Here is a 9,934-nt window from a genome sequence, read left to right on the forward strand (position 1 = left end):
GACACCGGCGCGGCGCTGCGACATGGTGCGTGTGAAACGGCACCAGAATTAACTATTTCGCAGCGCTTCGATGAGCTGGTGTAGGAATTCTTGCTCGGCTGCGCTGTGTGCGCCGCCATCGAGGCCGAGGGCCTCGCTGGGCCGGGCGGCCCCGCACACCTTGTCGGCGATGGATTCGACCCACTGCCGGTAGGCGAGCGCGTCGGCCGGGGTGGCTCGGGCGTCCAGGACCAGAGCTGCCGCTCTGCAGCTCACGAACACCTCCGTCATTCCGGTGACCGAATCACGAAACTGTTCCGCGGTGGGCGGGTCCGGGTCCGCTTCCGCGTAAATGGCTGACACCGCGGCTTTCACGAGGTTGGACTCCGAGGACGCGCCGGCGGCGATGGCATTTATCCCTGCCAGCCCCTCATCGACGGTCCTGCGATCACTGTCCGGTTCAGTCGATGCGGCGGCGATCATGACTCGGGCGGGGAGCCGGGTGAGCAGCTCCCATTCGTGGGGTTCGAAAGCGAGGAGCACGGAACGCCTCGCTGAAAGGAGATTTCCGGACGCTTGCTGGCTCGGCATGGCGACGACCTCCTGTCGTCAGCATATGCCGCCGGATTCACTGTGAGCTGGTTAACTTGTCGAAGCCTATACACGCATCGCCACCTGCGGCAGAATCGGCGAAATCAAGAGAGCGTGGGCGGCGGGTGCCGGGGAGGGCCCCGCCGTTCGCTGCGGGAAGGGCAGAAAATGCAGTTCGGCCGTTACTTCGAGGAGTTCGAGGTCGGGGCGATCTACAAGCACTGGCCCGGCAAGACCGTCACAGAATATGACGACCATCTATTCTGCCTGCTGACGATGAACCATCACCCGCTTCATCTGGACGCGCACTACGCGCAGACCCAGACCGAGTTCAAGCGCAACGTGGTGGTCGGCAACTACATCTACTCGCTGTTGCTGGGCATGTCGGTGCCCGACGTGAGCGGCAAGGCGATCGCCAACCTCGAGGTCGAGTCGCTGCGGCACGTCGCGCCGACCTTCCACGGCGACACGATCTACGGCGAGACCACCGTGCTGGACAAGCGCGAGTCCGCGTCCAAACCGGATCGCGGGGTGGTCAGCGTGGAGACGCGCGGCTACAACCAGGAGGGCACCCTGGTCTGTGTCTTTCGACGCAAGGTGATGGTGCCCAAAACTCCCCAAGAGTGACGTTAGGGTGATTCGCGGCGCTCATTACGGGGAATGAACCATAGCAGAGGCCGGTTATTCAGCACGGGACATCCAGATCACTCGAAGCGGAGCAGATAAATGGCAACTGTCGAACTCACGGCGGCCAACTTTGACGAGATCACGGGTGCCGACGGCATCACGCTGGTCGACTTCTGGGCATCATGGTGCGGCCCATGTCTGCGGTTCGCGCCCACCTACGAGCGGGTCTCGGAAAAGCACACCGACATCACCTTCGGCAAGGTCGACACCGAAGCGGAGCTGGAGATCTCGGCTCGCTACGGCATCCGGTCGATTCCCACCATCATGGCCATGCGAGACGGCGTCATCGTCTTCGCCCAGCCGGGCGCCCTGCCCGAGGCCGCGGTGGAGGAGCTGATCCGCCAGGTGCGCGCCCTCGACATGGACGAGGTGAAGGCCCAAGCCCAGGCCCAGGAAGAGGCCCACGCGCAGAGCCACAGCGCGGAGGCGTGAGCTAGCTAGCGGGTTTGTGGGCGACCGCAAACACCGACTGACCAAACGCAGGACGCCGCCCCTGTTCCGCCCGCCGCAACGTTGGCACAACGAAGCGGTCGTAGGCGCGGAGCAGGGGCCCGTTCTTTGGCCGTTGGCGCAGCCAGCGACACATGACCACCCAGCTCAGCAGGCCCACCGGGTTGACGTAGCGCAGCTCGTCGATCTCCAGGCCGGCCTCGGTGAGGGCGGCCCGCATGGATGCGGTGGTGTAGCGGCGTACGTGGCCGATCTCGCGATCGAAGCGGCTCATCGCGAACTCGAACGCCGGCACGACGAGCACCACCTTGCCGCCGGGGGCCAGCAGATCCTGCGCCGACCTCAGCGCACCCACCTGGTCGTCGATGTGCTCCCAGACGTTGAGCGCGACTATCGAGCTGTGAGCGGCCTTCATCTCGGTCGGCAGCAGCAGCTCGCGCACGGTCACCTTGGGCTCGCCCGCGAAGCGGTTCTTCAACGCCAGCAGACGGCTCTCATCGCCCTCGGTGACCGTGAAGTGGGACACGTCATCGAGCCAGAGCGCCGCGTAGTAGCCGATGCCGCTGCCGATCTCCAAGGGATCATCGCCCAGATAGGGCCGGACCAGGTCGGCGAGCCACCGCTGGTAGTTCACCGCGTCACTGAGGTCCTCAAGAACCAGATTCTGCAGCTCGGAGTCGCCTAGCACCTGCCCACCCATGCGGGTCAGCTTATCCGGCCGAGACGGGCGAGGTCTCCTCAGGGATTTGCACCCATTGCCGTACCTGGCGCTCCATCACGAAGGACAGGAACGGCACGGTGCCGGCGATCGCCACGAGCAAGATCCGGGTCACCGGCCACGACACCCGCCGGGCCAGATCGGCGAGCGCGCCGAGGTAGACGACGAAGAGCCAGCCGTGCGCGGGGGCGATGAGCGCGACACCGAGGTCGTTGTGCCCGAAGTACTTCATCGGCATCGCGACCAGGGTGAGCAGGAGCAGCATCACGCCGACCACCCAGGCCATGATGCGAAAGCGGGTCAGTGCACCTTTCATCGAGCTTCCTCTTCTTTTGGAGACGCTGCGTTTAGGGACGCCAGATACCTGTTGTACTCAGCATCGCCGTCGTCGAGGTTAGCTTCCCGCCGCGTGATGACCGGCCCGCGCCTAGGCGCTGCCGGCGCTTCGGGCTCGGCCTTGCCCCGCAACGTGGCGCGCATCTCACGAATCCACAGCACGATGATGAAGATCGCGAAGAGCGGCCACTCGAACGTGTAAGCCCAGCTGAGCGTATTGCCCCCGGCAGCGCGACCCGCCTGCCACCAGCCAAGGGCCAGACACACCGCGACCGCCGCCCACACCGCAACGTGGCCCAGCAGCCAGTTAGGGGTGAGCAGACGTCGCACGGCCGTCAGCGTAGCCCATATTCCTTAAGGAGCCCGCGAGAGATGATGGTGCGCTGGATCTCCGAGGTGCCCTCGCCGATGAGAAGGAAAGGCGCTTCCCGCATCAGCCGCTCGATCTCGTACTCCTTCGAATAGCCGTAACCGCCGTGGATCCGGAACGCCTCGGTCACGATCTCGTGGCAGTACTCGCTGGCGAGCAGCTTCGCCATTCCGGCCTCGACATCGTTGCGCTGACCCGCGTCCTTGAGCCGGGCGGCGTTGACCATAAGGGCATGGGCCGCTTCTATCTTGGTACCCATATCAGCGATTTTGAAGGCAATGGCCTGGTGCTGAGCGATCGGTTTGCCGAATGTCTTGCGCTGCTGGGCATAGCCGATCGCGAGTTCGAAGGCGCGGATCGAGATGCCGCAGGCGCGCGCGGCAACGTTGACCCGGCCCACCTCAATGCCGTCCATCATCTGATAGAAACCGCGACCCGCCTGGTCGGCGCCGCCCAGCACGGCTGAGGTGGGCACCCGGTGTCCATCGAGGACCATCTCGGTGGTCTCGACTCCCTTGTAGCCCATCTTCTCGATCTTCCCCGGGATGGTCAGACCGGGCGCGGTCTGCCCGAAGCCGGGCGCCTTCTCCAACAGGAAGGTGGTCATGTTGCCGTAGACCGACTCCGCCCCCTGATCGGTCTTGACAAGCGTGGCCACGATGGACGAATAAGCGCCATTGGTCAGCCACATCTTCTGTCCATTAAGGACATACGAATCGCCGTCGAGCTGCGCGCGGCTCTTGATGGCCGACACGTCCGACCCGGTCTCCGGCTCGGACATGCTGAACGCGCCCCGCATCTCGCCGGTCGCCATCTTCGGCAGCAAGCGCGCCTTCTGCTCATCGCTGCCGTGCTGTCCGATCAGGTACGCGACGATGAAGTGGGTGTTGACAATGCCCGAAATGGACATCCATCCCCGCGACAGCTCCTCGACCACCAGCGCATAGGTCAGCAGGGATTCGCCGAGACCGCCGAACTCCTCGGCGATGGTGAGACCGAACAAGCCCATCTCGCGCATTCCTGCGATGATTTGCTCCGGATATTCATCCGCGTGCTCGAGGTGTTGTGCCCGTGGGATGATCTCCTTGTCGGCGAACTCGCGTACGGTCTCGAGGATGGCGACCTGCTCCTCGGAAAGACCAGGCGTACGAGCGAGACGGGCCACGGCAACCTCCAGCGCGTTAACGAGGGTTCAGCTAGCTAATGAAATAGCACGAATGTGCGTTCAGGGAATCAAGCTGTGAAAAGGTTCACCGGAAAAGGAGATAGAGCCCTATGACTTACCCACCGCCCGGCGGCCAGGATCCATATCAGCCGCAACCCTCGGGGCCGGAGGGCAGCAATCCATATTCGCCACCGCCCACGGGGCCAGTCGGCGGTAGCCCCTACTCGCCGCCACCGGCGGGCCCAGACAGCGGCAACCCCTACGCGCAAGCCACGCCGCCGAGCGCCTATCCACAGCCCTACGGTCAACCATACGGCCAGTACCCAGCCGTTCCGGCCGCAACTGGAACCAACGGGCTCTCGCTCGCCTCAATGATCACGGGAATTGTCTCGGTGATCCTCGGCTGCTGCTGCCCGTTCCTCGGGATCCCGGCCGCCGGCACGGCGATGGTGCTCGGCTTCCTCGGTCTCAAGCAGACCCGCGAGCGCGGTCAGTCCGGGCGGGGCATGGCCATCGCCGGCATCGCCACCGGTGGGGTCGGCCTGCTGATCGGGATCGTCATGGCCATCCTCGGGGCCACCGACGCGATGACCGGCTGGATGGACGACCTGAATGGGTCGAACACCGACGATTTTGACTTCGACTGAGGCGGCGGTGTCGTAGTGTCAGTGACGTTTCTTAGTCAAGGGAGCCCCTTATGACCGACCCTTACGGCCCCCCGCCGCAGGATCCTTACGCGCCACAGCCGCCGCAAGCGCCGACCAACCCGTACGCGCAGACGCCGCCGCCCGCCTCGGTGCCGCCGGTGTCGCCCAGTCCGGCCACGCCGCCTTACGGTCAGCCGCAATACAGCCCGGCCCCGTACGGCACGCCGCAGTACGGACAGCAGTCGCCCTACGGCTATCCAGTCGCGGCGCCGCAGAACTCGCTGGCGCTCGTGTCGATGATCCTCTCCCTGGTCGGCATCCTGAGCTGGATCACCGCCCCGGTGGGCGCGATCCTGGGCCATGTCGCCATGAAGCAGATCCGCCAGACCGGCGAGTCCGGCGAGGGCATGGCGAAGACCGGCATCATCGTCGGCTGGATCATCACCGGCCTCGGCGTGCTCTGCTGCGTCGGCTACATCGCCCTGATCGTCGCAGGCGTCTGGAGCGCCGAAACCAACAACTTCGATTAGGCGCGCGGCGGCCCGGCGTCAGCCGGGAAGCTCGAGCAGTGAAGCGGTGGCCTCCCACAGCCGGGAGGCCGCCGCTTTGTCGTCCGGACGGGCGACCGCGCGGCGGCTCACGTAATAGGCACCGTCGACCAGCTCCTCGGGCGGGGCCGTGGACAGCCAGATGAGCTGATCGGCACCCTGCTGCGGGGTGGTGAGCCCGGGGGCGAACCGGTAGAACAGGCGCGCGGCCGGCGGCCCGAACCGGGTCCGCGGCACGCCGGGGTGAAACGAGTAGCAGCGCAGGGTGGGCCAGCGCCGCGCGGCTTCGGCCGCAAAGTAGACGTTGGCCCGTTTCGAGGTGGCATAGGCGAGCCATTTGCTGGGGAAGCGCCGCCCGGGCGGGGACGGGTCGGCACCGACGTTCCAGGCCGCCGAGGAGGTGTTGACCATCCGAGCCCCATCGGGCATCTGGTCGCGCAGCAGGTAGGTGAGCAGGAACGGCGCCAGGTGGTTGACCTGCATGGTGGTGTGGAAGCCGTCCACTGTGGTGCCGCCCTTGACCAGACCCGCATTGTTGGCGATCACATCGATTCGCTGCCCCTTCAGCTTCTCGGCCACCGCCCGTACCTGGGCCAGATCGGCGAAATCGGCCACCAACCCGTTGGGCCCCAAGCGTTCCTGGTTTCGCCCGATCCGGGTGACCCGCCAGCCCCGGCTCTCCATCTCGGTGGCGGCTGCCCGCCCGATGCCCGAGCTGGCCCCGGTTATCACGATGTGACGCGTGAGATCTTCCACAGTCCCGTTCTCCTTCTGCTCGGCGCTAGGTTACCGTCGCGTAATGAGTCTTGGTCGTCCTCGCCGGTCATGTTTGGCCGTGCCCGGTAGCAGCGTCAAGATGCTGGAGAAGGCCCAAGGCCTCCCGGCTGACCAGGTGTTTCTCGACCTGGAGGACGCGGTCGCCCCGCTGGCGAAGCCGTCGGCGAGAAAGAACATCGTGGCCGCGCTCAACGAGGGCGGTTGGGGGTCGAAGACCCGCGTGGTCCGGGTCAACGACCTCACCACGCCATGGACCTACACCGATGTCATCGAGATCGTCGAGGGTGCCGGTGCGAACCTCGACTGCATCATGCTGCCGAAGGTGCAGTCCGCCTCGCACGTCGAGTGGCTCGACCTGACGCTGACCCAGCTGGAGAAGACGCTCGGGCTGCCGATCGGCGGCATCGGCATCGAGGCGCAGATCGAGAACGCGGCCGGGCTGGTCAATGTGGACGCGATCGCCGCGGCTTCACCCCGCGTGGAGACCATCATCTTCGGCCCCGCCGATTTCATGGCCTCGCTGAACATGAAGTCGCTCGTGGTGGGGGCGCTTAACCCCGACTACCCGGGCGACCCGTTCCACTACATCCTGATGCGCATCCTGATGGCCGCCCGCATGCATGACAAGCAGGCCATCGATGGGCCTTACCTACAGATCAAGGACGTCGACGGTTTCCGCGAGGTGGCCAAACGCAGTGCGGCCCTTGGCTTTGACGGCAAGTGGGTGCTGCATCCCGGCCAGCTCGACGCCGCTAACGAGGTGTATTCGCCTGCGCAGCAAGACTATGACCACGCCGAGCTGATCCTTGACGCCTACGACTACTTCACCTCGGAGGTGGGCGGAAAGCTAGGCGCGGTAATGCTTGGCGACGAAATGATCGATGAGGCGTCGCGCAAGATGGCTCTGGTCATCGCGGCCAAGGGACGTGCCGCCGGGATGACCAGAACCTCAAGCTTCACGCCACCTTCAGCGTGAACTCCGCCGTGGAAACCTTGCCGCCGACCGAGAAGTCGAAGAACATGCGGTAGCTGCCGGGGCTGGGCGCGGAGAGCCAGAACTTCACCGCGCCACCGGAAAGCTGCGGCTCCGGATGCACATGGACGTAGCCCAGATCGCCTTCACGCAACACCACCAGGTGCCCGAACGAACCCAGATAGGGCTCCAGAGGCCCGGCCGAAACCTTGAACAGCATCGGCGAGGTGGCCCCGACGACCGGGGTGCCTTCATAGCTGACCGTCTTACCGTCCACAGTGGACTCACGGACCGCCGCCGGGAGTGGCTGCTGCTGATAGTTGCCGTTGACGGTGAGGTCGAAGCCGAGCGTGAGCGGAACCTGGGCGCCCGCCGCGGTCAGCGCCGTGAAATCGGCGAAGGCACGCCACAGACCCGCGCTGGTGGGACCGGCTGGCATCGTCCAGGTGCCGTCGGCCGCCATGCTCGGGTGCAGATGCTGATAGCCGGTGAGGTCGCGGCGTACCAGAATCAAATGGAGCGGCTTCTCATGGACAGTGGCGAAAGTGGTCACCGGTTTGCCATCGGGCCCGTTGATGACAAACGTCTTCGCGGCCTGGTTGGGCACCAGCGTGTAGCCGAGGCTGCTGATGGCCAAGCCGCCCACCTCGGATCCCGCTGTCGCCTGGGCGCCGGTGTGGTTGTGCCCATCCATTCCGGTCATCTGCGGTGCCGGCGCTCCGGTCTGCGCGTTGGCGGTCGGGCTGGTCGGATTGATGAGCTTGCCCAGCCCGAACCCGGCGATCAGCGCGACCACCAACCCGCCCACGAACAGGGCGAGGCGCCTTTGTTCAGGCATCCATGCCCGCCAGCTGGTAGCCCGCTTCGTCGACGGCGTTGCGCACCTCGTCGAGCGGCAGGATGGCATCACTGGTGACCATCGCGGTGCCGGTGGACAGGTCGACCTCCACCGTCTGCACCCCGGGCAGCGCGGTCAGCTCGCCGCTGACCGCATTCACGCAGTGCCCGCAGGTCATGCCCGTGATCTGGTATTTCGTGGTGACTGACATCCGCTAACTCCTATGACCTGACCAGCCGGCTGATCGCATCCGTTGCCTCTTTGATCTTCTGTTCGGGGTCGCCGTCTCGAGCCGCGTCCACGACACAATGAGCGAGGTGTCCCTCGAGCAACCCGATCGCCACAGCCTGCAGCGCCCGGGTGGCCGCGGATATCTGGGTCAGCACGTCAATGCAGTAGGTATCCTGTTCCACCATCCGCTGCAACCCACGGACCTGCCCCTCAACCCGGCGCAGCCGCGCCAGCAGGGCATCCTTGTCGTCAGAGTGGCTGTAACTCACACCCGCGCTCATGCCGCCCACCATACCCTCCAGGGGTACCACTGACAACGGCCGGGCCAGCCAGTCGTTAACACTTACGTGCTTAATTCCCTCCTGGCGCTGCTGATGGCTTTTGCACCCCCGGCTGCGCCTTCGCCCGACGTCGAGCTGCAACGCAACCTCGCCCAATATCAGGCCATCGCCGAAGATCTCCGCGTCACCGTCGCCCAAACGGATGTCATCCGCCGCCAGCTGGAAAGCCTGGAATCCCAGCGCCAAGAGCGCCGCGCCGCAGTGGGCCGCCTGGCCGCCGCCAGCTACCGCAGCCACCGCGCAGACTCGTTCAACCTGCTGCTCGACGCCGACTCCGCCACCGACTTCCGCTACCGCTTGGCGCTGCTCAACGTCTTCGCCCAACACCGCCAGCTGGAGATCAAAGCCCTGAACTCCACCACCGACCGCTACACCACGACCCAACACACCCTCGACGCCCTCATCGCCCAACAGCGCGGCCAGCAACAGGAGCTCCTAGCCCAACGCCGCAAGGTCGAAGCCCGCCTAGCCGAACTCCGCTCCCCACCCTCCCCCTAAACCCCCATTCATCACTTTCGCCGCTGCGTCGTGGTCCCTCACCGTAAGCTCCCGCGCGGCACGCCACGCCCGTGCGTGGTCACCCCCGGCGGCTGCGCCGCCGACCCACACTTGCCCGCCCGCGCTGCTCGGTTTCCGGCGGCCGCGCGGCTCCGGGTTGGTCGCGCCGCTCGTTTCCCGCAACGGCGTGGCGCGGCTGGCGCCCTTTAGGTTTCCCCGTGCCGTTGCGGCGCCGCTGGACTTCCCGCAGCCGCGTGTCACGGCTGGTGGGCATTGCTTTCGCGGTACCTACATCTCTGCGTAAGGGGAGTGATGCAGAGATGCAGGTGCCGCCCCTGCCTACTACTTCCACGACACCTACATCTCTGCGTTGGGGCGGTGGGGCAGAGATGTAGGTGCCGCGAGATGTCCTGGCCGCCGCCAACCCTTACTGCCCGCCGCGCTGCTTTGCCGCCCTCGGTCTTCTGCTCTCGTGGCACCTGCATCTCTGCGTTGGGGCGGTGAGGCAGAGATGTAGGTGCGGTGGACCTTCTGCCGCTTGTGGTGCTGTGGGGGTCCCGGCGTCCGGGCGCTGCGGGCTGAAGCGTTGTCGGTGGTTCATGCCGCCCAGAGGCCGGTCCTTGGCCGGCCGGGGACGGGCATGGTGAAGCGCCGTCGGGGTAAGGGTTCTCGACGGCGTGGCTGAACGTGAGGGGGTGGGCCTTCCACAAACGAGCGGCTGGGCTTAGCCGTGGTGGGCAACGCTACCGGTCAGGTTTAGGGTCTATTCCAGTAGTGGTTGCGCC

15 protein-coding genes are annotated in these 9,934 nt (G+C 65.7%); 6 read left to right on the forward strand and 9 right to left on the reverse strand.

All coding sequences use genetic code 11. The features are described 5' to 3' along the window. Nucleotides 1–48: 48 nt before the first annotated feature. Nucleotides 49–522 (reverse strand): hypothetical protein, encoded by a 474-nt coding sequence (locus Rhe02_RS48605; protein ID WP_203915399.1) that lies wholly within the window; start codon nucleotides 520–522, stop codon nucleotides 49–51. Nucleotides 523–738: 216 nt separating this feature from the next. Here Rhe02_RS48605 and Rhe02_RS48610 point away from each other — a divergent pair, with 216 nt between their 5' ends. Next, entirely contained in the window at nucleotides 739–1,197 is a 459-nt protein-coding gene (locus Rhe02_RS48610; protein ID WP_203915400.1) for a MaoC family dehydratase, read from the forward strand. 99 nt (nucleotides 1,198–1,296) lie between these two features. Beyond that, entirely contained in the window at nucleotides 1,297–1,689 is a 393-nt protein-coding gene (locus tag Rhe02_RS48615) for a thioredoxin family protein (protein ID WP_203915401.1), read from the forward strand. A 1-nt stretch (nucleotide 1,690) separates the two neighbouring features. Here Rhe02_RS48615 and Rhe02_RS48620 read toward each other — a convergent pair whose 3' ends face one another. Genes Rhe02_RS48620 through Rhe02_RS48635 form a run of 4 tightly spaced genes read right to left on the reverse strand, consistent with a single transcriptional unit; the run spans nucleotide 1,691 to nucleotide 4,296 of the window. Continuing rightward, nucleotides 1,691–2,407 (reverse strand): methyltransferase domain-containing protein, encoded by a 717-nt coding sequence (locus tag Rhe02_RS48620; RefSeq protein WP_203915402.1) that lies wholly within the window; start codon nucleotides 2,405–2,407, stop codon nucleotides 1,691–1,693. A 10-nt stretch (nucleotides 2,408–2,417) separates the two neighbouring features. Next, complete coding sequence (locus Rhe02_RS48625; protein ID WP_203915403.1) at nucleotides 2,418–2,741, reverse strand: DUF3817 domain-containing protein; 324 nt, start codon at nucleotides 2,739–2,741, stop codon at nucleotides 2,418–2,420. After that, on the reverse strand, nucleotides 2,738–3,091 hold the full coding sequence (locus Rhe02_RS48630) for a hypothetical protein (RefSeq protein WP_203915404.1): 354 nt from the start codon (nucleotides 3,089–3,091) through the stop codon (nucleotides 2,738–2,740). Before Rhe02_RS48630 ends, Rhe02_RS48625 begins: the two co-directional genes overlap by 4 nt. A gap of 5 nt (nucleotides 3,092–3,096) precedes the next feature. Then, nucleotides 3,097–4,296 carry an acyl-CoA dehydrogenase family protein gene (locus Rhe02_RS48635; protein WP_203915405.1) on the reverse strand — a complete coding sequence of 400 codons (1,200 nt, stop codon included), beginning with the start codon at nucleotides 4,294–4,296 and terminating at the stop codon, nucleotides 3,097–3,099. Between the two features lie 110 nt (nucleotides 4,297–4,406). Between Rhe02_RS48635 and Rhe02_RS48640 the strand changes: the two genes are divergently transcribed. Beyond that, the gene (locus Rhe02_RS48640) at nucleotides 4,407–4,943 is read left to right on the forward strand and encodes a DUF4190 domain-containing protein (protein WP_203915406.1); all 537 of its coding nucleotides are present in this window, start codon (nucleotides 4,407–4,409) and stop codon (nucleotides 4,941–4,943) included. Nucleotides 4,944–4,993: 50 nt separating this feature from the next. Beyond that, nucleotides 4,994–5,473 carry a DUF4190 domain-containing protein gene (locus tag Rhe02_RS48645; RefSeq protein ID WP_203915407.1) on the forward strand — a complete coding sequence of 160 codons (480 nt, stop codon included), beginning with the start codon at nucleotides 4,994–4,996 and terminating at the stop codon, nucleotides 5,471–5,473. A gap of 18 nt (nucleotides 5,474–5,491) precedes the next feature. Here the strand turns inward: Rhe02_RS48645 and Rhe02_RS48650 are convergent, their stop codons facing one another. After that, nucleotides 5,492–6,247: an SDR family NAD(P)-dependent oxidoreductase gene (locus Rhe02_RS48650; RefSeq protein ID WP_239124569.1), complete on the reverse strand. Its 756-nt coding sequence runs from the start codon at nucleotides 6,245–6,247 to the stop codon at nucleotides 5,492–5,494. Between the two features lie 43 nt (nucleotides 6,248–6,290). Between Rhe02_RS48650 and Rhe02_RS48655 the strand changes: the two genes are divergently transcribed. After that, nucleotides 6,291–7,244, forward strand: a complete 954-nt coding sequence (locus tag Rhe02_RS48655; protein ID WP_203915408.1) for an HpcH/HpaI aldolase/citrate lyase family protein — start codon at nucleotides 6,291–6,293, stop codon at nucleotides 7,242–7,244. Here Rhe02_RS48655 and Rhe02_RS48660 read toward each other — a convergent pair. The 3 genes from Rhe02_RS48660 to Rhe02_RS48670 are packed head-to-tail and all read right to left on the reverse strand — an operon-like array spanning nucleotide 7,225 to nucleotide 8,591. Further along, a complete protein-coding gene (locus Rhe02_RS48660) occupies nucleotides 7,225–8,079 on the reverse strand; it encodes a DUF8832 domain-containing protein (protein WP_203915409.1) in 855 nt (284 codons plus the stop codon). The two genes, Rhe02_RS48655 and Rhe02_RS48660, sit on opposite strands and share 20 nt — an antisense overlap. Continuing rightward, complete coding sequence (locus tag Rhe02_RS48665) at nucleotides 8,072–8,290, reverse strand: heavy-metal-associated domain-containing protein (protein WP_203915410.1); 219 nt, start codon at nucleotides 8,288–8,290, stop codon at nucleotides 8,072–8,074. Before Rhe02_RS48665 ends, Rhe02_RS48660 begins: the two co-directional genes overlap by 8 nt. A 10-nt stretch (nucleotides 8,291–8,300) precedes the next feature. After that, the gene (locus Rhe02_RS48670; protein WP_203915411.1) at nucleotides 8,301–8,591 is read right to left on the reverse strand and encodes a metal-sensitive transcriptional regulator; all 291 of its coding nucleotides are present in this window, start codon (nucleotides 8,589–8,591) and stop codon (nucleotides 8,301–8,303) included. 93 nt (nucleotides 8,592–8,684) lie between these two features. Between Rhe02_RS48670 and Rhe02_RS48675 the strand changes: the two genes are divergently transcribed. Further along, nucleotides 8,685–9,149, forward strand: coding sequence for a hypothetical protein (locus Rhe02_RS48675; protein WP_203915412.1), 465 nt, complete (start codon nucleotides 8,685–8,687; stop codon nucleotides 9,147–9,149). Nucleotides 9,150–9,934 lie beyond the last annotated feature (785 nt).

This window comes from Rhizocola hellebori, from assembly GCF_016862955.1.
Classification (GTDB): Bacteria; Actinomycetota; Actinomycetes; order Mycobacteriales; family Micromonosporaceae; genus Rhizocola; species Rhizocola hellebori.

Coding starts and splice junctions, on each gene's coding strand:
- Rhe02_RS48640 (WP_203915406.1), top strand. CDS start 4,407: ATGACTTACCCACCGCCCGGCGGCCAGGATCCATATCAGCCGCAACCC.
- Rhe02_RS48615 (WP_203915401.1), top strand. CDS start 1,297: ATGGCAACTGTCGAACTCACGGCGGCCAACTTTGACGAGATCACGGGT.
- Rhe02_RS48675 (WP_203915412.1), top strand. CDS start 8,685: ATGGCTTTTGCACCCCCGGCTGCGCCTTCGCCCGACGTCGAGCTGCAA.
- Rhe02_RS48610 (WP_203915400.1), top strand. CDS start 739: ATGCAGTTCGGCCGTTACTTCGAGGAGTTCGAGGTCGGGGCGATCTAC.
- Rhe02_RS48645 (WP_203915407.1), top strand. CDS start 4,994: ATGACCGACCCTTACGGCCCCCCGCCGCAGGATCCTTACGCGCCACAG.
- Rhe02_RS48670 (WP_203915411.1), bottom strand. CDS start 8,591: ATGAGCGCGGGTGTGAGTTACAGCCACTCTGACGACAAGGATGCCCTG.
- Rhe02_RS48665 (WP_203915410.1), bottom strand. CDS start 8,290: ATGTCAGTCACCACGAAATACCAGATCACGGGCATGACCTGCGGGCAC.
- Rhe02_RS48620 (WP_203915402.1), bottom strand. CDS start 2,407: ATGGGTGGGCAGGTGCTAGGCGACTCCGAGCTGCAGAATCTGGTTCTT.
- Rhe02_RS48660 (WP_203915409.1), bottom strand. CDS start 8,079: ATGCCTGAACAAAGGCGCCTCGCCCTGTTCGTGGGCGGGTTGGTGGTC.
- Rhe02_RS48625 (WP_203915403.1), bottom strand. CDS start 2,741: ATGAAAGGTGCACTGACCCGCTTTCGCATCATGGCCTGGGTGGTCGGC.
- Rhe02_RS48655 (WP_203915408.1), top strand. CDS start 6,291: ATGAGTCTTGGTCGTCCTCGCCGGTCATGTTTGGCCGTGCCCGGTAGC.